The 19,905-nt window shown below is 72.0% G+C and carries 15 protein-coding genes and 1 pseudogene; 9 read left to right on the top strand and 7 right to left on the bottom strand.

What is annotated here, in order from left to right:
- Together JOC24_RS32765 and JOC24_RS32760 are read left to right on the top strand one after the other, a co-directional pair.
- Window positions 1-2,853, top strand: a 2,853-nt coding sequence (locus JOC24_RS32765; RefSeq protein ID WP_205024074.1) for an SDR family NAD(P)-dependent oxidoreductase, incomplete at its 5' end; no start/stop codon positions are given.
- Between the two features lie 150 nt (window positions 2,854-3,003).
- Window positions 3,004-3,414, top strand: coding sequence for a hypothetical protein (locus JOC24_RS32760; protein ID WP_239581416.1), 411 nt, complete (start codon window positions 3,004-3,006; stop codon window positions 3,412-3,414).
- Between the two features lie 86 nt (window positions 3,415-3,500).
- Here JOC24_RS32760 and JOC24_RS32755 read toward each other — a convergent pair whose 3' ends face one another.
- Both JOC24_RS32755 and JOC24_RS32750 read right to left on the bottom strand, forming a co-directional pair.
- On the bottom strand, window positions 3,501-3,953 hold the full coding sequence (locus tag JOC24_RS32755) for a hypothetical protein (protein WP_205024073.1): 453 nt from the start codon (window positions 3,951-3,953) through the stop codon (window positions 3,501-3,503).
- Window positions 3,954-4,023: 70 nt separating this feature from the next.
- The gene (locus JOC24_RS32750; protein WP_374104552.1) at window positions 4,024-4,701 is read right to left on the bottom strand and encodes a TetR/AcrR family transcriptional regulator; all 678 of its coding nucleotides are present in this window, start codon (window positions 4,699-4,701) and stop codon (window positions 4,024-4,026) included.
- 129 nt (window positions 4,702-4,830) lie between these two features.
- Here JOC24_RS32750 and JOC24_RS32745 point away from each other — a divergent pair, with 129 nt between their 5' ends.
- The 5 genes from JOC24_RS32745 to JOC24_RS32725 all read left to right on the top strand — a co-directional run bounded on the left by JOC24_RS32745 (window position 4,831) and on the right by JOC24_RS32725 (window position 10,736).
- A complete protein-coding gene (locus JOC24_RS32745; RefSeq protein ID WP_205024072.1) occupies window positions 4,831-5,598 on the top strand; it encodes an SDR family NAD(P)-dependent oxidoreductase in 768 nt (255 codons plus the stop codon).
- 438 nt (window positions 5,599-6,036) lie between these two features.
- Window positions 6,037-7,872, top strand: coding sequence for a flavin-containing monooxygenase (locus tag JOC24_RS32740; RefSeq protein WP_205024071.1), 1,836 nt, complete (start codon window positions 6,037-6,039; stop codon window positions 7,870-7,872).
- Between the two features lie 250 nt (window positions 7,873-8,122).
- Window positions 8,123-8,605 carry an Lrp/AsnC family transcriptional regulator gene (locus tag JOC24_RS32735; RefSeq protein WP_205024070.1) on the top strand — a complete coding sequence of 161 codons (483 nt, stop codon included), beginning with the start codon at window positions 8,123-8,125 and terminating at the stop codon, window positions 8,603-8,605.
- A 24-nt stretch (window positions 8,606-8,629) separates the two neighbouring features.
- Complete coding sequence (locus tag JOC24_RS32730) at window positions 8,630-9,319, top strand: HAD family hydrolase (RefSeq protein ID WP_205024069.1); 690 nt, start codon at window positions 8,630-8,632, stop codon at window positions 9,317-9,319.
- Window positions 9,320-9,560: 241 nt separating this feature from the next.
- Window positions 9,561-10,736, top strand: coding sequence for a serine/threonine-protein kinase (locus tag JOC24_RS32725; RefSeq protein ID WP_239581412.1), 1,176 nt, complete (start codon window positions 9,561-9,563; stop codon window positions 10,734-10,736).
- 9 nt (window positions 10,737-10,745) lie between these two features.
- Here the strand turns inward: JOC24_RS32725 and JOC24_RS32720 are convergent, their stop codons facing one another.
- Together JOC24_RS32720 and JOC24_RS32715 are read right to left on the bottom strand one after the other, a co-directional pair.
- The gene (locus JOC24_RS32720; protein WP_205024067.1) at window positions 10,746-11,738 is read right to left on the bottom strand and encodes an aldo/keto reductase; all 993 of its coding nucleotides are present in this window, start codon (window positions 11,736-11,738) and stop codon (window positions 10,746-10,748) included.
- 51 nt (window positions 11,739-11,789) lie between these two features.
- Window positions 11,790-12,710 carry a glycoside hydrolase family 16 protein gene (locus JOC24_RS32715; RefSeq protein WP_205024066.1) on the bottom strand — a complete coding sequence of 307 codons (921 nt, stop codon included), beginning with the start codon at window positions 12,708-12,710 and terminating at the stop codon, window positions 11,790-11,792.
- Between the two features lie 190 nt (window positions 12,711-12,900).
- Between JOC24_RS32715 and JOC24_RS32710 the strand changes: the two genes are divergently transcribed.
- Together JOC24_RS32710 and JOC24_RS32705 are read left to right on the top strand one after the other, a co-directional pair.
- A complete protein-coding gene (locus JOC24_RS32710; RefSeq protein ID WP_205024065.1) occupies window positions 12,901-13,425 on the top strand; it encodes a DUF4232 domain-containing protein in 525 nt (174 codons plus the stop codon).
- Between the two features lie 189 nt (window positions 13,426-13,614).
- Window positions 13,615-14,115 carry a DNA polymerase ligase N-terminal domain-containing protein gene (locus JOC24_RS32705; RefSeq protein WP_239581409.1) on the top strand — a complete coding sequence of 167 codons (501 nt, stop codon included), beginning with the start codon at window positions 13,615-13,617 and terminating at the stop codon, window positions 14,113-14,115.
- A gap of 4 nt (window positions 14,116-14,119) precedes the next feature.
- Here the strand turns inward: JOC24_RS32705 and JOC24_RS32700 are convergent, their stop codons facing one another.
- The 3 genes and pseudogenes from JOC24_RS32700 to JOC24_RS32690 form a co-directional block, all read right to left on the bottom strand.
- Window positions 14,120-18,625, bottom strand: coding sequence for a HEAT repeat domain-containing protein (locus JOC24_RS32700; protein ID WP_205024063.1), 4,506 nt, complete (start codon window positions 18,623-18,625; stop codon window positions 14,120-14,122).
- 145 nt (window positions 18,626-18,770) lie between these two features.
- Complete coding sequence (locus JOC24_RS32695) at window positions 18,771-19,460, bottom strand: class F sortase (protein WP_205024062.1); 690 nt, start codon at window positions 19,458-19,460, stop codon at window positions 18,771-18,773.
- 118 nt (window positions 19,461-19,578) lie between these two features.
- A pseudogene (locus JOC24_RS32690) lies at window positions 19,579-19,905 on the bottom strand (hypothetical protein); the annotation flags it as partial.

Genomic DNA, 19,905 nt, shown 5'->3' with positions numbered 1-19,905 from the left:
ACCACACCCCAATGGACCAACTACTACAACCACCAACAACGCCGCCGCATCCCCCTCCCCACCTACCCCTTCCAACACAAACGCTACTGGCTGGATCCCCAGGTCCCGCAGGCTGCGGTCCAGGACATCCCCGGCCCGCACCCGCTGCTGGACCAGGTCCTGCTCCGGACGATGGGCCAGTCCGTATTCCTCACCGAGTTCTCGCTGGAGCGTCACTGGGTGCTCTCGGAGCACAAGCTGCTCGGAGAGGCGATAGTCCCCGGGACCACCTATCTGGAGATGGCCCGCGCCGCCGCCTCGCTGCACTTCGGCCGGCCGGCCACCGAACTCCGCGACGTCACCTTCCTGGTCCCGCTGCTCGTGCAGGAGAACATCCCGCGAACCGCGCACACGACCATCCGTGAACTCAACGGCACACAGGCGGAATTCACTGTCGCCAGCCTCGACCCGGCGGGCGACCGCTGGACGGTGCACGTCCAGGGGACCGTCGGTGTCCGGCCGCTCACCTCACCCGCGCCGCAGCAGAATCCGGAACGTCTGCGTGAGCTTTGCTCGTTGGAGAGTGTGGACATCACCCTGCGGCAGACCGAGCACCAGGTGATGGAGTTCGGCGACCGCTGGCGGAGCTCGCTGCCGACCGTGCACGTCGGAATCCGCGCCGCCCTCGGCGTGCTCGACCTGCCCGAGCAGTACCGGGACGAGTGCCAGGAACACCTCCTGCACCCGACACTGCTCGACCAGGCCACCGGCTTCAGTGGATTCGCCGTCCTGGACACCGCCGAAGACCGCCGGCTCGCCCTCGGCAACCGGGATTTCTTCCTCCCGGTCGGCTACGACTCGCTGATCCTGCACGGACCGCTGCCCGCTCGGGGCCTGAGCTTCGTCCAGCCGCATCCCGGCTATGCGAACAACACCGAGTTCCGCAAGGTCGACGTGCTGATCTGCGACGATTCGGGCGCCACCGCGGCCGAGATCCGCGGCTTCACCGTCAAGCGCGTCACCGACGCCAAGCGCACGGTCGCACAGCTGCGCCCGCACTCCCGTCACCACACGCTCAGGTGGGTGCCGGCACCGGCGCCGGAGGGGCAGCACGCCCCACCCGCCCGGGTCCTGGTCATCGGCGAAGAGGGCAGTATCAGCGCGGAGTTGTGTTCCGCGCTGCGCGCGCACGGCGTCAGTGTCACCGAAGCCGCGCTCGCGGCGCGTTGGCGGCCGCTCGCTCCGGACCAGTACGAGATGCCACCCACCCCCGAGGGATTCGGCCTGCTGCTGGACGCGCTCGGCACGGAACTTCCGGACGAGGTCGTGCACGTCGCGGCCCCGGCCGACGGCCGCGTCCAGCAGGATCTGGCCGTCCTGGAGCATCGGCTCGCCCACGGTGTCCACAGCCTGTTCCACCTGGCCCGCAGCCTCTCCGAGCGAGGTGTCTCCCCCGCGGGGTTCAGCGTGGTCGCGCCTTCTGTGGCGCGGGTGACCGGCACCGAACAGGAGACGGCCCCCGTCCACGCGACCCTCTTCGGCCTCGCGAAGGTGGTCGGCCAGGAGTACGAGAACACCGACGTGTTCTGCCTGGACATCGCTGAGGACACCGCCCCCTCGGCCGTCTGCGCCGAGCTGCTCGGCGCACGGACACCCACCACCGTCGCACTGCGCGACGGACTCCGGTACGTCGCGGAGCTCGCACCCGTGGACCTCCGTGACAGGCCGAGGTCCGGCCCGGTCCGCCCTGACGGGGTGTATCTGATCACCGGGGGTCTGGGCGGGCTCGGACTGGCGGTCGCGCGCCATCTGAGCCGTTCGGTGCCGGGTGCGCGGCTGGCCCTGGTCAACCGTACCGAGCTGCCGCCGCGCGAACGCTGGGACGCGGTCACCGACGTCAAGGTGCGCAGGCAGGTCGAGGCGCTGCGTGAACTGGCCGAGAACGGCGCCGAGGTACGCAGCTACTCCGGCGACGTCACCGACCTGGCGGCGATGGAACGCGTCGTCGCCGAGGTACGCGACGAGCTGGGTGCGATCGGCTGCATCGTCCACGCGGCAGGGGTCGCCGGGGACGGTTTCCTCTTCCGCAAGGACCCGGAGACCTTCCGTCGGACGCTGAACCCGAAGGTGCTCGGGGCCACCGTGCTGGACCTCGTCACACAGGACGACCCGCCGGAGTGCATGGTCAACTTCGGTTCCACGGTGGCGCTCTTCGGCGCAGCCGGGCAGGGCGACTACACCGCCGCCAACAGCTACCTGGACCACTTCGCCGAGCAGCGCGGCGCACGCGGCCGATGGACGGTGACGGTCGACTGGAGCGACTGGCTGGACACCGGTATGGCGTTCGACCACGGGGTCCAGCAGGACCAGGGCTTCTTCCGGTCGGTGTCGATCGAGGACGGTCTCAGCAGCTTCGAGGAGGTGCTCGCCTCGGCCTGCACGCCCGTGGTCGTCGGTGAGATCAACTACCAGCAGCTGCGCGGGTCCGCCGGGCTCACGGAGCTGCTGCGTCGCGCACCGCTGGTACTCGCCACCTCGATCCAGCAGGCTGTCGCCGCTGCCCGCAGCAGCGACAGCGGGTCGGCCACCACGTCGGAGACAGCGCCGTCCGACGACGGTCCGAAGCTCTTCGGCAAGGAGAGCGCCGAGTACAGCGACACCGAACGCGCCCTCGCCCGGATCTGGGCCCGCGAGCTCGGCCACGCCGAACTCAATGTGCACGACTCCTCGTTCGCCCTCGGGGTGGACTCGCTGACGGCACTCCGGATCGCCCAGAGCATCCAGAAGATCATGGACATCCGGGTCTCCATGGTCGACCTGTTCCGCTACGTCACGATCGCGGAACTCGCCGAGCACCTGGACACCAGGAGCTGACCAGGACGGCCTGATCCCCCCTCTGCTCCGAGGAGGGGGGATCCCGTGCGCATCCGTACGCGGGCACGATCGGCCGCGGCGTCACCAGGTCCTTCGCGGAGGCGGGGATTCGATGTTCTCGGCAGGGCATGGGAGTGTCCGGCTGTGTCGATGTCGATGATCGGGCTGCGGGCGGCCCTGGACAGGGCGTTGTCCCCTTCCTCGTCTCAGCGGGTGCGCGCGGGGCGTGATCTTGCGCCCTTCGCCGCTTTCCCCGCGGCTGCGATCGCGTTGCCGGTCCTGTTGCTGGACACCGCGGACACGGAGGTGACCCGCCGGACGGCAGAGGCCCTGGCCCGAGTGGGGACGGCGGCTGCGGTGCGGCTCATCGCGCTGGCGCTGGCCGAAGCCGACGACAGCCATGCCGACTGGATGCAGACCGGCGTGCATGACGTCCTCGCGGGACCGGACAGCGTGCCTGACATCGCGGCGGTCTGCGTGCGGCTCGTCCTGGACGAGGAGGCGGCTGTCCGTGAGGGCGCCCGGGAGATCCTGGAGTGGACGGCCGACGCAACAAGCTGACGACGGCTTCGACGCTGCTGGATCGCGCCGACCGCACGATCGCCCCGCGCCTCGGCGAGGGCCGCGTGAACCGCCGCGCCCCGCCGTCAGCTGCCGTACGTGGTGCGGCAGAGGGCGACGATCTCGGCCGACGCGACCCCGCGGCCCGACGCACAGACGGTGCGCATGTCGTAGGTCTTCCGCTGCTGGGCCCGGCGGGGCGTCCCCGCGCGGCGTGGCGGTTCGGGGCGGGCGGGAGTCACGCGTCGCGGCTGCTCCCGGGCCTCCTGGCGGGCCGGTGGCGCCACCCCGTCCGCGGCACGCGCCCCTCCTCCCTTCCTCTTCTTCCCGCTCGCTCGCTCAGGCCGCTCCTCGGTCTTCCCCAGGGCGTCGTGGACGGCCGGGGGCTCGGTGGGTTCCCTGGACGCCTGCGCGGCGGGGGCGTTGCCTGAGCGCGAGGAGACCGCGGGTGCGGGCCGCACGTCTTCGGCCTGGACGGAGACGCAGCCGGCCGTGCTCAGCAGGGCGACGAGCGCGAGGGACAGGGACCGCAGGTTCATGCCCTGGTCAACGACGATCCGCGCGACCGGACACGTCCGGAACCTCTCGGCCCGGGAGTGGTGTCGCCGCTCAGCCGGACAGCCCTGCCCGGGCGATGTCCAGCGCGCGGCGGACCGTGCGGGGAAGGTGGGCAGGCTGCGGGTCCGCGCTCCACGCCCACCGCTCGACCGCGATGCGGAGGGCGCCGTTGAGCAGCATCGCCTGCATCCGGGGCTCGAGGTCGTCCGGCCGGTGTCCCGTGCGCCCGGCGATGACCTCGGCGAAGACCAGCTCCGCGTCGTGGTGGACCTGGAGCCACACGGCGCGCAGTCCGGGCTCGGTGCGGGTCAGCTGGACCAGGTCGCGGAGCGCTTCCGCGTCGGTGTCCGCCGACGCGACCGGGAGTGAGGACGGGGTCCCGCCGACGACTTCCACCAGTGGCCGGTCGCGTGGCCAGGACCTCATGAGCGCGGTGACGAAATCGAGCGCGTAGGTCAGCAGGGGGCTGACGCACAGCTCCTTGGACGAGGTGTAGCGCCACAGGGTCCGCTGCGAGATTCCCGCCGCGGCGGCGATCTCGTCGGCGGTCGTCGCGGCCACGCCCCGCTCGGCGAAGAGACGTACGGCAACGCGGGCGATCTCCAGCCGGGTCGCGGCCTTGCGGCGTTCGGTCAGCGGGGGGCGCCCGAGGCGGGCACCGCCGTCGGCCGCCGTCCCGGCTGAGCCCGGGGCACGCCCCTGCGCCTCACCTGCGTGCGCGGTTTCCACGGCTTTCGGCCACCTCCCTTCGAACTGCGGACATCGTAGCCATTTCCCTTCATGGCGCAATCAGCCATGTTGGCAGTCTGTGCCATTAAAGATAGCGTGCGCTACCGCCACCAACACGAGGAGCATCACGTGAGCGCCAGCACCAGCAGCCCCGGCCGCAGCGTCATCGTCACCGGCGCGGGATCGGGCATCGGCCGGGCCACCGCTCTGCTGTTCGCACAGGAGGGCGCACGGGTCGTCATCGCCGACGTGGACGAGGCGGCCGCCCTCGCCGTCGCCGAGGAAGTGACGCGGAGCGGCGGAACCGCCGTGACCGCGATCGGGGACCTGCGGGACCAGGCCGTCGTCGACGAGGTCACGGCGACGGCCGTGGAGGAGTTCGGCGGCATAGACGTCCTGGTCAACAACGCCGGGATCATGGACAGCATGTCGGCCGCGGCCGACACCGGCGACGACGAGTGGGAGCGCGTCATCGGCATCAACCTCACGGCCCCGTTCCGCCTCACGCGGGCCGCGCTGCCGCACATGCTCGCAGCGGGGAAGGGTGCGATCGTCTTCACCGCCTCCGAGGCATCCCTTCGGGGCAGCGCGGCGGGAGCCGCGTACACGGCGTCCAAGCACGGCATCGCCGGCCTGACGAAGTCGCTGGCGGTCATGTACCGCGACAAGGGCATCCGTTCCAACGCCATCGCACCCGGCGGCACCATCACCAACATCCGGGTCGACGCCGACCGGGGCGCCCACGGCCCGGGCGCCCTCGCCCCCTACATGGGCAACGTCGGCTCGCCCGCGCGGGCACAGGAGCAGGCGGCGGCGATCGTCTTCCTCGCATCGGACGCGGCGAGCAACATCAGCGGGGCGATCCTCCCCGTCGACAACGGCTGGTCCGCGGTCTGACCGGCCCTCACCCGGCGGCGGGCAGGGCCCGGGGGAACCGGGGGCCAGCGGGGGCCGACGTCCTTTCCACGTCGGTGTCCGCCTGTTTCCGGACACCTTCCATCACCCGGCCACGACTGCGATATGCATCAACCACATGATGTGTACTATGCACTTCATGAGCACGGGGCGCGTCGCAAGTCCAGCAGGAACCGGAGGAGTTGCTGGTGAACGCCCCCGGAGGCAGACCGTCCTGGTCTGCGAGGGGCCAGGAGCATCCGCCCGGTGCGCCGCCCCTCCCCCGTGCCGCCCCGAACCCTCCGGCCGACGCGGCCCTTCGCCCGCCGATGCCGCGCCCGCAGGCCCTCCGGCCTGCCCGTGGCGTGCGCGGGAGCACCGGGTACGCCGACGGCCGTACGACGACCAGTCCTGATCCCGCCCCCTTGGAATGAGGCCCGCATGCCCTCCCCCCACACCTCGCCCACGCCCACGCCCACCGGACCCGATGTCCACGAGCTCGGCTTCGACCCCGAGGAGCTGCGTCTGAAGTACCGCGCCGAACGCGACCGGCGGATCCGTCCCGACGGCAGCGCCCAGTACAGGCGAACCGCCGGCGAGTTCGGCTACTACGACGCCGACCCGCACGCCGACCCGCACTTCACCCGGGCCGCGTTGCGGGACGAGGTCGACGCGGTGATCGTCGGCGGCGGATTCGGCGGCCTCCTCGCCGCCGCGCGGCTGCGCCAGGCGGGCGTGCGCTCGATCCGTGTGATCGAGAAGGGCGGGGACTTCGGCGGCACCTGGTACTGGAACCGCTATCCGGGCATCCACTGCGACATCGACTCCTACACCTACATGCCGCTGTTGGAGGAGGTCGGCTACGTCCCGAAGTGGAAGTACGCCCCGGGCGAGGAGATCCGCGAGCACGCACAGGCCGTGGCGCGGCACTTCGACCTCTACCGCGACGCCTGCTTCCAGACCGAGGCCACCGAACTGCGCTGGGACGACGACGCGTCGGAGTGGACGGTCACGACGGACCGCGGTGACCGCATGAGGGCCCGCTACGTGGTGGTGTCCAGCGGCACGCTCAGTCAGGCGAAGCTGCCCGGCATCGAGGGGATCGAGACCTTCGAGGGCCACACCTTCCACACCAGCCGCTGGGACTACGCCTACACCGGAGGCGACCAGGACGGCGGCCTGGTGGGGCTCGCCGACAAACGAGTGGCGCTCATCGGTACCGGTGCCACGGCCATCCAGGTCGTACCGCACCTCGCAGCCGACGCGCGGCAGGTGCACGTGTTCCAGCGCACGCCCTCCTCGGTCGACGTCCGCGACAACCGGCCCACCGACCCGGAATGGGCGAAGTCGCTCCGGCCCGGCTGGCAGCGGCGGCGCATGGAGAACTTCCTCGAGGTCGTCACCGGCAAGTCGGTCGGCGAGGACCTGGTGAACGACGCCTGGACCAGCACGGCCCGCCTGCAGGAGAAGCTCATCCCGACCGACGCGTACGCGGACGTCCCGGCCGAGGAACGCGAACGGGCTTACGAGATAGCGGACTTCCAGAAGATGAACGAGATCCGCGCCCGTGTGGACGCCCTCGTGGAGGACCGCGAGACGGCCGAGAAGCTCAAGCCGTGGTACCGCTACATGTGCAAGCGGCCCACGTTCAGCGACCATTACCTCCAGGCCTTCAACCGCCCCAACGTCACCCTCGTCGACACCGCGGACAGCCATGGGGTCGAACGCATCACCCGGAACTCCGTGGTGGTCGGCGGCGTCGAGTACGAGGTCGACTGCATCATCTTCGCGACCGGGTTCGAAGTCGGCATCTCCGGTGTGATGTCGGGGAAGCTGCCGGTGTACGGACGGGACGGGGTGTCCCTGCTGGAGTCCTGGGCCGCGGGTCCGAAGACGCTCCACGGGTTCTACAGCCACGGCTTTCCGAACTTCTTCCAGCTGGGTCCGCTGCAGAACGCCAGCGCCGTCAACTACGTCCACATCCTGGACGAGCAGGCCACGCACGTCGCCGAGGTCGTCGCCGAGTCCGGCAGGCGCCGGGCCCGGCACGTCGAGCCCACCGTCGAGGCGCAGGAGGAATGGGTGGCCACGATCCGCCGGAAGGCTCCGAGCCTGCACGCGTTCCAGGCGGAGTGCACCCCCGGGTACTACAACAACGAGGGCAGGCCGCGGGCACGCAGCGAGTCCTTCGGCGACGGTCCGGTCGCCTTCCACGCCCTGCTGAGGGACTGGCGCGAGGGCGACGGCATGAACGACGTCCTGGCCGAGGCGGAGTGACGGGGGCGCCCGACGAGCGCGAGCGGCCGTACCGGCAGGTACGGCACCGGCCCGCCGTCGCGACCCCCGGGCGGGACCGCCCGGGGGTCGCGACGGCGGCAACTGACCGGGTCCTGTGAACGAGGGGCCGGCCGCTCCGCCTGTCCTCCCGGTCCGGCATGGGCGCGCCGTCCCCGCCGCGGGCCCCGCCGCGCCGCCCTTGGGTACAGTCGGGCTACCGATCACCGATCCAGGAGGAGCACACCCGGACATGGCGGTGGACGCCCTGGACACCCGCATCCTCCGGCTGCTCATCGAGCAGCCGCGCACCAGCGTGCGCGAGTACGCGCGCATCCTCGGTGTGGCACGCGGCACCCTTCAGGCACGGCTGGACCGTCTGGAGCGGGACGGGGTGATCACGGGCACGGGCCCGGCCCTCTCCCCCGCGGCCCTGGGCCACCCCGTACTGGCCTTCGTCCACCTGGAGGTCACCCAGGGGCACCTGGACGAGGTGGGCGACGCGCTCGCGGCCGTCCCGGAGATCATCGAGGTCTTCTCGACCACCGGGGGCGGCGATCTCCTGACCCGTGTCGTGGCCCGCGACAACGGGCATCTGGAGGACGTGATCCAGCAGTTGATCCAGCTCCCCGGAGTGGTCAGGACCCGGACAGAGGTGGCTCTGCGCGAGCGTGTGGCGCACCGGGTACTGCCTCTGGTCGAGGCGGTGGGGCGGGCGGTGGGCGGAGCCGTCTGATCACGGTCGGGCATGCTGGAGACCATGGAGATTCCGCGCCACCCGGCACCGTCCGTCCTCTTCGACCTCGACGGCACTCTCGTCGACAGCGAACCGAACTACTACGAGGCGGGCCGCCGGCTCCTCGCCCGTTACGGTGTGCGGGACTTCAGCTGGGAGAACCACACCCGCTTCATCGGGATCGGCACCCGTGAGACCCTCACGGTCCTGCGCGAGGAGTACGGGATCGGGGCGCCGGTCGACGAACTGCTGGCCGGGAAGAACGCCCTCTACCTGGAGCTCGCCGGGACGTCCACCGCCGCCTTCCCGGAGATGCGCGCCCTCGTCGAGCGGCTGCACGGGGACGGGGTGCCGATGGCGGTGGCATCGGGGTCGTCCAGGGCCGCGATCGCGGCCACGCTCCAGGTCACGGGGCTGGACGCGTACTTCCCCGTCTACGTCTCGGCGGAGGAGGTGGCGCACGGGAAGCCGGAGCCCGACGTGTTCCTGGAGGCGGCGCGGAGGCTCGGCGTGGCGCCGGACTCGTGTGTGGTCCTGGAGGACGCCGTACCCGGCGTCCGGGCGGCACACGCGGCGGGGATGCGCTGTGTGGCGATTCCTGACACCGACGCGACGCCGGACGGTTCGGTGTTCGGGCGGGCCGAGTTGCTTTTCCCGGGCGGGCAGGCCGAATTCACCGCCGCGGCTGTGCTCGACTGGCTCGCCGCGGGCTGAGAACAGGCCGGTCCTGCCACCCGATTGGCCGGATCCGGCGCCCATGGCCCGGGCCGGGCGAGCGAAGGTCCGGGGGACGGATATCCTGATCGGGCCGCGCACCCCCACGCACCGTACCGAGGCGATGAGCCCGTTGAGGTCGCCGCCGCGGCAGTCGGAGCGGGCCACAAATCGAGATTGGTGTGCACAGGTGCTGGTTGCTGGACGGTACCGGCTGATATCCCCCATCGGCCGTGGTGGTATGGGCGAGGTGTGGCGCGCCACGGACGAAGTGCTGGGCCGTGCCGTGGCGGTGAAGCTGCTGCTGGGCGACCAGGCCGACGCCTCGTCGACCGCGCGCTTCCGCCTGGAGGCGCAGACGGCGGCACGCCTGAGCCACCCTCATCTGGTGGCCGTGTTCGACTTCGGCTCCTGGGAGGACCGCTTCTATCTGGTGATGGAACTGGTCGAGGGCAGGAGCCTCGGGGACCTGCTGGAGGCCCAGGAGACGGTCCATCCCGAGCAGGTCGCCCGGATCGCCGGCCAGGCCGCCGCCGGACTGGCCGCGGCGCACCGGCAGGGCATCGTCCACCGTGACATCAAGCCCGGGAACCTGATGCTGGACGCGGACGGGTCCGTGAAGATCGGTGACTTCGGTATCGCCCAGTTCGTCGACGACCCCTCGACGGCGCTGACCACGGCCGGCCACATCGTCGGTACGAGTCTTTATCTGGCCCCCGAGCGGGCTCTCGGGCGTACGGCCGACTCCGCGTCGGACATGTACTCCCTCGGTTGTGTCATCTACCAACTCCTGGCGGGGCAGCCGCCGTTCCGTTCGGACACGGCGACCGCGACGCTCTATCAGCACGTGGACACGCCTCCGGTGCCGGTCAGACAGCGGGGTGTGGACGTCTCCCCCGCCTTCGATTCGTATCTGCTGGGCCTGCTGGCGAAGAAGCCCGAGGAGCGGCCGACCGCGCAGCAGGTGTCCGACTGGTTCCGTACGGACGCCTGGCGCGGGCGGCCCGAGCCGCTGCCGCAGCACGCGGCGGCTTCCCCGCGTCCCGCGCCTCCGCGCACCGCCTCACCGGTCCCGGCTCAGGGCGCCGCGCCGGGCACCGGCGGCGTGTCGACGTACCGGTTGCCGCAGGCCACCGGGCGCAGACGGGCGGCGCCCGCCCCGCGGGCGCCCAGAACGGGCACGACGCGCCGGATCAGCACGGGTGAGGCCATCCGACGCCGTCCCCGTGTGGCGAGCGCGGTGGCCGGAACGGTCGCCTTTCTGGCGGCGGTCTACCTGGGCACGGTCCTCTTCGCGCCGGACACCGGAGCGGCGGACGCTCCGGATCCCGGCCCCTCGCCGACGGCCGGTCTCGATTCACCCGCGCCGGACGGGTCTGCGGGGGATCCCGCTCAGGATGACGACGGGGACGACTGAGCCCTCGGCTCACCAGCGCGGGTGCACCTCCGCGCGGATCCGCCGGTCGTACAGGTCGCGGACCGCGTCCAGGGTGCTCTGCTGGAGCGGCGGGAGTGAGGCGGCCGAGGCGTTGGCGCCGGCCTGCTCCGTCGAGCGCGCACCGGGGATGACGCTGGTGACTCCGGGCTGCTGGATGATCCAGCGCAGAGCGGTCTGTGCCGGGGTGGCGCCTTCCGGGGCGAGCGCGGCGAATTCCGCGGCGGAGGCCACACCGGTCGCGTAGTCGACACCGGAGAACGTCTCCCCCTGGTCGAACGCCTCACCGTGGCGGTTGTACGTGCGGTGGTCCTCGGGAGCGAAGACCGTGTCGGCGGTGTACCTGCCGGACAGCAGTCCGGACGCGAGCGGGACTCGCGCGATGATGCCGACGCCGGCTTCGACGGCGGCCGGGAGCACGTCGTCGAGCGGCTTGAGGCGGAACGGGTTGAGGATGATCTGGACACTGGCGACACCGGGCCGGGCGATGGCCGTGAGCGCCTCCGCACACGTTTCGACGCTGACCGCGTAGGCGGCGATCCGCTGCTCGGCGACCAGCGTGTCGAGGGCGTCGTACACGGCGTCCGAGGAGTAGACGGCCGTGGGCGGGCAGTGCAGTTGTACGAGGTCGAGGGTGTCGACGCCGAGGTTGGCACGTGAGCGGTCGTTCCAGGCGCGGAAGTTGTCCAGTACGTAGTTCTCCGGAAGCTGTTCCGCGCGCCGGCCCATCTTGGTGGCGACGAAGAGGCCCGCGTCCGGGCGGTCCTTCAGATAGCGGCCGATGAGTTGTTCGCTGCGGCCGTCGCCGTACACGTCGGCGGTGTCGAAGAAGGTGACTCCCGCCTCGACGGCGGCGTCGAGGACACCGAAGGCGTCCGCCTCCCGCACCTCGCCCCAGTCCCCGCCCAGCTGCCAGGTGCCCTGTCCTACGACCGATACGTCACGGCCGGTCCTGCCGAGTGTGCGCTGCTCCATGCGGATCATGCTACGTCGGCACGCGGGACCGGCGGCGGGGGCCACCGGTCCCGCCCGGCGTCAGTCGCCGGTGGTCACGCGCACGTAGTCGACGACGAGCTGCTGCGGGAAGCTGGTGCTGCCGTCCGGGTCGCCGGGCCAGTAGCCCCCCACGGCGAGGTTGAGGATGAGGAAGAACGGCTTGTCGAACACCCAGGCGTTGCCGTTGAGGTCCGCGGGTGTCCTTCGCTGGTAGACGGTGCCGTCGACGGACCAGGTGATGGAGTCGGGGGCCCAGTCCACCGCGAAGGTGTGGAAGTCGTCGGCGAAGGCGGCTCCGCCGGGGAGGGTGTAGCCGGCGCCGATGCCGCCCGAGCCGGAGTAGCCGGGGCCGTGCAGGGTGCCGTGGACGGTGCCGGGTTCGAAGCCGACGTTCTCCATGATGTCGATCTCACCACTGTTGGGCCAGCCGACGCTGCCGATGTCGGCGCCGAGCATCCAGAAGGCGGGCCATATGCCCTGTCCGCGCGGGATCTTCATCCTGCTCTCGACGTGTCCGTACGTCGAGGTGAACTTGCCGGAGGTGTTGAGGCGGGACGAGGTGTACTCGCAGGTGCCGTACCAGCACTGGTAGTTGCCGGGGTTCTCCTTGCGCGCGGTGATGACCAGGTTGCCCTGGCCGTCGAGTGCGGCGTTGTCGTTGCCCGCCGTGTAGTACTGCCGTTCGTGGTTGTTGACGTTGTCGCCGGTCTCGGTCTGCCACTTCCCGCCGTCGACGGCGGAGCCCGCGGGACCGTCGAACTCGTCGGCGAAGGCGACTGCCGCCGCCTTGCGGGATCCGGGGGAGGACGCAGCCGAGTGGGGGTCGGGTGCGGCGGAGGCTCCGGCGGGGACCGCGGTCATGACCACGGAGCAGCAGAGCAGGGAGAGGGCGGTGTACAGGGCCGCGCGGCGCTTCCTGGAGGGACGGCGCACGACGGGGTGGGGGGAAGGCACAGTCACCACATCATTTCTGTGGGGAGATGACAGTCATGTGCATGACAGATGACGCCGAGAGGTGAACACGTGACGCATCCGCCCCTGGCGTATCTTTCAACTCTTGATTTAAGGCAGTGGCCCACGGCCCGTCAAGGACCTGGTCCAGACCGGGCGGGTACGGGCAGAAGTCACCGCCGCGGGGAACGGACAACCCATGCGCATCCGTATCGAAGCCGCCCTTCCCGCAGCCCTGGCCCTGTCGTTCGCCCTGCCGGCTCCCGCCGGCGCCGCGACGGCCACCTCAGCCGCGCCCGTCCTCCCCACCTGTCGGGAAAGCAGCCTGAAGGTCGCCGCCGCGGCCTCGGGCCGGCCCGGAACGGTGCGGATCAGCGTCACCAACGACGGACGGCGGGCCTGCGCCGTCGACCGCATCCCCACGGTCGTCTTCGGCGACCTGGACGGCCCCGCCCTGCCGGTGCCCGAGGGTGAGAGCGGTCCGTACCGCGTTCCGGCCGGCGGTACCGTCCACGCCGCGGTGCGCACCCTGGACCCGGCCGCCACGGAGCTGCGGGTGGTGGACCGGCTGACGGTCGCCGGGGACCCCGCGCACCGCGGGCGGACCTTCGACGCCGCCTCGCTGGGTGCCCCGGACGGAATCCGGGTCTGGGAGCCGGTGACGACCTGGTGGCACCGGTCGGGTGCCGCGGCCGACGCGGCGCTCGACCGGTACACGGACTGACCGGCCTCCCCGTGCCGCCGCCGCCATGCGGCCCGACGTCGGCGGCGGCACAGTGGAGACATGGACTGTGCGGGGCTCGCGTGGCCTCTGCCGGGCGGGTGCGCATCGTCCGACGCATCGGCGGAAGGATCGGTCGTGGACAGCGAGAGCACACGGCGTTTCGTGGTGCAGATCCACGACGCCCGGCGTATGCATTTCGACTTCCGGCTCGAGGTCGACGGCGTCCTGAAGTCCTGGGCCGTCCCGCGCGGCCCGTCGGACAATCCGAGTGACAAGCGGCTGGCGGTGCCGACGGACGACCATCCGCTGGCATACCGCGAGTTCGAGGGCGTCATTCCGCGGGACGAGCAGGGCAGCGGCACCGTGATCGTCTGGGACCAGGGCACCTACAGCCCGACCAGCCACGACCTCGCGGGCGCCCCCGTCCCGTTCGCCGAGTCGCTGGAACGCGGCCACGCCACGTTCCGGCTCGACGGGACCAAGCTGCACGGCGAATTCGCGCTCACCCGCTTCCACGTCGACGACGAGGAAGGGGCCCGCAGCCCGGAGGCCTGGCTGCTGATCAAGGCCGACGACCGGCAGGCGGTCCACGACCGCCCGGGTACCCCCGATCCGTACCACGCCCGCTCGGCCCGCACCGGCCGGACGCTGCACCAGGTCGCCGTGGCGGGGCGCGAGGGCACGGGCTGAGCGCTCATCGCGCGGGCGGCCCGTCGTCGGCCCCGGTGAGCCGGTCGAGGAGGCCGGTGTAGCGGGTACGTCTGTCGGGGCGAGCCTGGCCTGCGGCGTGCCGCAGTGCGGGAACCGCGGCCGCACCCATCAGCAGCAACCCCTCCACCACCTCCTTGCGTACCGTCGGATGCGTGTGGCCGAGCAGAGCGACCAGCGCGGGAACGGCGGGTTCCCAGCCGGCGCGGCAGAGCGTTCTGATCGCCATACGGCTGATGTCGGGCTGCGGGTCGTTCAGCAGGACGGCGGTGTGGAGCAGATGGGCCGGCCGGTCCAGCATGGTGCGCGAGGTCCGGTGGGCGTGCAGCCTCACCTTGGGCCTGGGATGGGCCAGCAGTTCACCGATGACCTCCCTCAGCTCGGGGTCGCTGTCAGGGCCCCGCCCACCGTGCTCCTCGGCGAGCCGCGAGAGCACCCTGCGGATCTGCTCCGGGCCTCCCGCACGGGCGAGGCGCAGCAGTTCCCTCCGCCCGGGACGGTGGACCGCACCGGCGTCGGTCGTCCGGGGGGCGGGATCCGGCCCCACGTCAAGGATCAGGCCCTCTGCGAGGTCGTCGCGTCCCTCCGCCCGCAGCCTCTCCCGGACGCCTCTCAGGTCCGCGGAGCCCAGCAGGCGAAGACCGGTGAGCAGGTCGAGGAGACCCCACGCGCCCGCCGTGATCCGGGGGCGGAGATGGTCCGCCAGAACATCGGCGGGCGCCGTGCGCAGGGCCCGCGCGGCTTCGGACCGCAGCTCCGCGCGCCCGTGCTCCCACCATCCGAGCAGCAGCGGGATCAGCGGCACGACCTCCCAGGGCTCGAGTTGCCGGGCCAGGCGGACCACCCTGTCGGGGATGAACTCCCCGCCACCCAAGTCCGCCGGATCGACCGTGCCCAGAGTGCGGGCCGGGCGGGTTCCCGTCGGCAGGGGGATGCGGCCCCGTAGGTAGGCGTCGAGGACCGCACGGGCCGGCTCCGGCTCGGGCCAGCCCAGGAGCTGCCGGGCGGCTGCGGCTCTCCCGGCGGCATCGGGCGCGTCCAGCATGCTCAGCAGCCGGGCACGCCGTGCGGAGGAACGTGGCCGGTCGAGGTCGTCCTCGCGCACGGTTTCCGGACGCGGGTCCGCTGTCTCGGCAAGCGTCCAGGGCGGGACGTCGAGGGGCTGAAGAGCCGTCATCCAGTCGAGCAGGACGGCCCTCACGCCGTCGTCCCCGGCATCGGGGTAGACGGCCATCAGGGCTGCGAGACGCTGTCGCGAGTCCGGCGGGCACGGGTGGCGGCTCAGCCGGAACTCCTCCGTCCCGCGCCGCGTACGGAGGACCGCTCGCAGCGCGGACCTCCAGGACTCGGCCTCCGGCGAGGGCGGGACCGGTGCACCGAACGCCTCGCGCAGTACGGCCGTCTCGGCGTCCCCGGATTCGGCGTCGAGGCGGGCCGCGGCCAGGGACCGGTCCAGATCCGCCCTGACCGGCACGGCATCGCAGGCACGGAGCAGCCGCAGTGCCGGTAGGTGCTGCGGGGGCGACAGGCTGCGTACGGCATCGGCGACCGACATGCGCTCCACGCCGGGCAGCCCGGGCGCCAAGGCCTGGATCAGGGGAAGAAGACGCGTCCGTTGTACCCGCCGGCCCGCGAGGCCCTCCACCAGGACCTGGGCGGAACCCGCGAAGTGCGCCAGCTCACCGGGCGCCCACGGTGCGGGGCACATCCGCAGGACGAGGCCCAGAACCCTGTCCCGGTCGGCCTCGGACACGGACCGGGCCAGACACAGCCAGTCCGCCAGCATCGGCCGCAGCTCCCGCAGGCGAGGTGCCGCCAGATCGTGCGCACCGTCCGCAAGGCGCAGGGCGACCCTGGCGTTCCAGCCGTGGTCGGTCAGCACGGCAGCGCAGGAGTCCGCGTCCGACGGGTGACCGGACACCGCGATCCCGTGCTCCGCCGCCGGCTCCGCCAGGTCGGCGGCGGTCCCCGCCCCGAGACGGATCCGTCCGTCCGCGACCATGGCCAGCAGTTCGGGCAGCGCCGACGAGCCCTGGTCAGCCAGGGCGAGGACCGTGCGGGAGGCGAGGGCGCCGTCGAGGCCCTGCAGCAGCAGCGTGCGCTCACGAGGGTCCCCGGCACGCTCGGCGGCGGCGAGGACCGTGGCCGTGCAGACGTCACCCAGCACCGCCCGGAGTGCGGCGACGAGCCCGGCGCGCAGCCCCGGGTTGTCGGTGCGGCCGAGCGTGCGCAGGAGGCCGGCCACCGCCACGGGCGTCCCGGCGCGCACCAGAGCCGAGGCGGCGGTCTTCCTGACGTTCATGGTGGGGTGGCCGAGCTGAGCGGTGATCGCCGGGCAGGCCCAGCGCGCCTCGGCCTGGCCGAGGGCCAGCAGCGCCTGCCGCACGGTCTGGATGTCGTCGGCACGGGTCAGCGCGATGAGCGTGGCGGACAGGGCCTGCGCGTCCTCGCCCGCCGGGCCCACGGCCAGCAGCGCGATCACCTGTTTGCGCACATGCGGGTCGCGATGCCGCAGCAGCCGGTGCACGCCCGGGCGGGTTCGTGCGGACGGCGCGCGGGCGAGGACTTCGAGCAGGATCGACGTCTGACGGGCCGGCAGACCAGGCCGGTCCAGCAGGTCCAGGACGATCTCTGCCAGCAACGCGTCCCCCGCCTCCCCGGCGTCCCTGGTTCCGAGCAGGCAGGCAGGCCTGATCCTGCGCCGGTCGTACAGCCTGCCGCCCAGGGCACGTACGGCGTCCACGATCTCCTGGGGTACGGCGGGTTCCTCGGTCCGGGTCGTCTCCGGGGCCGTTTCCACGGTTTCCCAGGACACGGCCAGTTCGCTCACGACCCGCAGCAGCAGTCCGGCGACGGAGGGCAGGACGGCCGAGCTGTCGTGGACCGCGAGCGCGCACAGCGCGGCGACGGGGTCGCCGGCCCCCTGAAGACCCGCGGTCAGCACGGCCAGTTCCCGCTCGTCCGCGGCTCCGAGGCCGGCGACGACGGCCGGGGGCAGCTCGGCGGGATCGAAACGGGCGAGCAGGTGACGTCGAAGGTCCGGATCGGTGTTGAGCTGCCACAGGAGTTCGAGCGCACGGTGGCGTACCGGGCGCAGGAAAGGGGCGATGCCCCGGCCGTCGGTGTCGGGGCCGAGCGCCTCGGTCAGCACAGCGACCGTGCGACGTCCGCCGATGGCTTCGAGCGTGTCGAGGACTGCGGCGGGGGCTTCGGGCAGCAGGGAGAGAACGGTCTCCTCGGCGTCCTGGTGGCGGAGTCGGCGGATCGCGTCGAGGAACGGCGCGGGCAGGCGCGCGGAGGGAAGCAGTCGGGTGACGGCCGACCCGATGGGAAGGTCTCCTGTCCCCTGCCCGGCCAGCGCGACGAGCAGGGCGAGCCGTCGCGGCCAGTCCTGGGCGTCCGCAGGGGCGTCGACGAGCAGATCCAGCATCGCACGACGGCAGGTGTAGAGAATGGTCGCGACGGCATGGGGGTCGATCCAGTGATCGGCGAGCGCCAGGCCTATGACGGCCGGCACCTGGGCCACCTCTGGGAAGTGCCCTCGCCGGTGGAGTCCCCGCAGACAGGTGACCGCGGGCCCGCCGAGCAGCAGCGGGTCCTGGCCGGCGATGTCCAGGAGCGCGCCGATGTCATCGCGTTCCGCCAGCTCACCGAGGAGTTCCATGGCCAGGCGTCGTACCGAAGGGGCTACGTCGGGGTCGGCCGCCGTCCGCGGCAGCAGCGCGCCGTGTCCGTGCCGGGTCGCGGCGACGAGGGCCAAGGCCGGTACCCCCGCATGTGCGGAGTCGAGGAAGGGTGCGAAGCGGGCCGCGGGCAGCGGGTCCGAGGCGGCCCAGGGCTCGGCCAGTTCCTCCAGGACTGCGGACGTGACGAGCGGATGTGCCGGGCCCGCACCGAGGAGCCCGGCCAGATGCGTCCTGGCGGGACCGGGAGCCAGCAGACCTGCGCGCAGGCCCTGACGGACCAGGCGGACCGCCTCCGCGAGGAGGAAGGGGACGCCGGTCAGCAGGAGTTCGGCCACCAGCAGGTCGGGGCGGTGGGCGTCCACGGCGTCGATTCCGCGCACGGCCTGGCAGAGGGGCTCTTCGGGTCGCTCGTGCCGCAGTACCGAAGGGTCGGTGAGCAGTTCGGCACGCAGCCAGGCGACTCGCACGCGTTGCTCCAGCGGGGCCGTGCGCCAATCGGGCAGCCGCCGGCCCGGGAGGTGGATACCGAGCCGGCCGTGGAGTCCGGCCAGCAGGAGCGACTCGTCCGGCGAGTCCGGCACGTCCCGCGGCAGCAGCCGCGCCAGTTCGGCCGCCTCACCGGCCCCCGGCGGGAGCCGGGCCACCCGCTCGGACAACAGGGTGAGCCCCGTGTACCTCGTACGGGCGTCGTCGTGTCCGATGAGCGGACCGAGCTCCGGGACCGGGCGGAGATCCGCGGCCCCGACGTTCCCCGGACCGCCCGTGTGTCGCTGCTGTGTCCGCGCGTCGGCGGAGGTCGTGGTCACAGACGGATGGTAGGTGTGTGCGCGTCGGCTCAACCAGCCATTACCCGGTGCCTCGAGCAGGTCGGCCGGCCCGGACGGGGACCTTCAAAGACCACACCGGGGAGGCGCGCACCCCGGTGCCGTCAGGGTCAGGCACCGAGCGCACTCAGGAGTCAGAGTCCTTGGTGGAGGCCAGGTGGGCGAAGACGACCACGTTGTCCTCGTAGTCCTTCTTCTTCTTGTCGTAGACGCCGCCGCAGGTGATCAGCCGAAGCTGGGGGGAGCCGTTGTCGTCGTACACCCGTTTGCTCGGGAACTCCGCCTTGCTGAACGTCTCGACGGAGTCGACCTTGAATGTGGCGACGGTGCCGTCCTGGCGGGTGATGTCCACGGTCCTGCCCGCCTTGAGGGTGCTGAGCAGCAGGAAGACGGCGGGGCCGGTCTTGGTGTCGACGTGCCCGGCGACCACCGAGGTGCCGGGCTCTCCGGGAGTGGCTCCGTCCTTGAACCAGCCCACCAGATTCGGGTCGTCCGCGGGCGGCGCGTCCAGTTGCCCGGACGAACCGATCGACAGGGGCGTGAAGGGGGCGTCGACCGCGAGCGAACTGATCGAGAGCCGCTTGGGCTCGGACCGGGGCAGCCCACGCGGAGCGGGGGAAGCCGACGGGGCGGGCGAGGCAGGAGCCGAGGCCGCGGGGAGGGACACCACGGCGGGGGCCGACGGGACTCCCGCCGACGCGTCGAAGGAGTTGTAGACGAGGAGGAAGCCCAGCCCCACCGCCGCGACGGGCCACAGCAGGGAACGGCCGAGGGCAGGGGAGGCGGAGTCGGATTCGGACGGCTGCGGGGCGGCCATGCGCATGCTGCCTTTCGCGTTACGGGGGATGTGCGGCTGTACGGGGAAATCGGCGCGGCCACCGCCCGGAAACGGGCGGCGGCCACGACACGGTTCATTCAGTGGTGCGGGACGCCGGTCAGGCGGCCGCGGCACCCGAGGCGTTGCGGCGGCGCAGCTTGTACGCGGCGGCACCCAGGCCACCGAGCATCAGAACCGAACCTGCGGCCAGACCGCTGCCGGAGAGCGCCATCGCTCCACCGCCGGTGTGGACACCGCCCTCGGGCTTCTCGTGCTTCCAGGTCTTCTCGCTGTCCATGCCGCTGCCGGAACCGGACTCCTTGTCCTTCTCCCAGTCGTCGGCCGACACGCCGGCCAGCGCACCGCCACCGGCGTGCACACCGCCCTCGGGCTTCTCGTGCTTCCACGAGTCCGGCTTCTCCCGGTCGTCGTTGCTGCCGGAACC

Origin of the sequence: Streptomyces sp. HB132, assembly GCF_016909575.1 — a bacterium.
Classification (GTDB): Bacteria; Actinomycetota; Actinomycetes; order Streptomycetales; family Streptomycetaceae; genus Streptomyces.
This window is presented reverse-complemented; position numbering and strand designations above follow the sequence as displayed.

Coding starts and splice junctions, on each gene's coding strand:
- JOC24_RS32730 (WP_205024069.1), top strand. CDS start 8,630: ATGGAGATTCCGCGCCACCCGGCACCGTCCGTCCTCTTCGACCTCGAC.
- JOC24_RS32740 (WP_205024071.1), top strand. CDS start 6,037: ATGCCCTCCCCCCACACCTCGCCCACGCCCACGCCCACCGGACCCGAT.
- JOC24_RS32695 (WP_205024062.1), bottom strand. CDS start 19,460: ATGGCCGCCCCGCAGCCGTCCGAATCCGACTCCGCCTCCCCTGCCCTC.
- JOC24_RS32720 (WP_205024067.1), bottom strand. CDS start 11,738: ATGATCCGCATGGAGCAGCGCACACTCGGCAGGACCGGCCGTGACGTA.
- JOC24_RS32755 (WP_205024073.1), bottom strand. CDS start 3,953: ATGAACCTGCGGTCCCTGTCCCTCGCGCTCGTCGCCCTGCTGAGCACG.
- JOC24_RS32725 (WP_239581412.1), top strand. CDS start 9,561: ATGGGCGAGGTGTGGCGCGCCACGGACGAAGTGCTGGGCCGTGCCGTG.
- JOC24_RS32760 (WP_239581416.1), top strand. CDS start 3,004: ATGTCGATGATCGGGCTGCGGGCGGCCCTGGACAGGGCGTTGTCCCCT.
- JOC24_RS32710 (WP_205024065.1), top strand. CDS start 12,901: ATGCGCATCCGTATCGAAGCCGCCCTTCCCGCAGCCCTGGCCCTGTCG.
- JOC24_RS32735 (WP_205024070.1), top strand. CDS start 8,123: ATGGCGGTGGACGCCCTGGACACCCGCATCCTCCGGCTGCTCATCGAG.
- JOC24_RS32705 (WP_239581409.1), top strand. CDS start 13,615: ATGCATTTCGACTTCCGGCTCGAGGTCGACGGCGTCCTGAAGTCCTGG.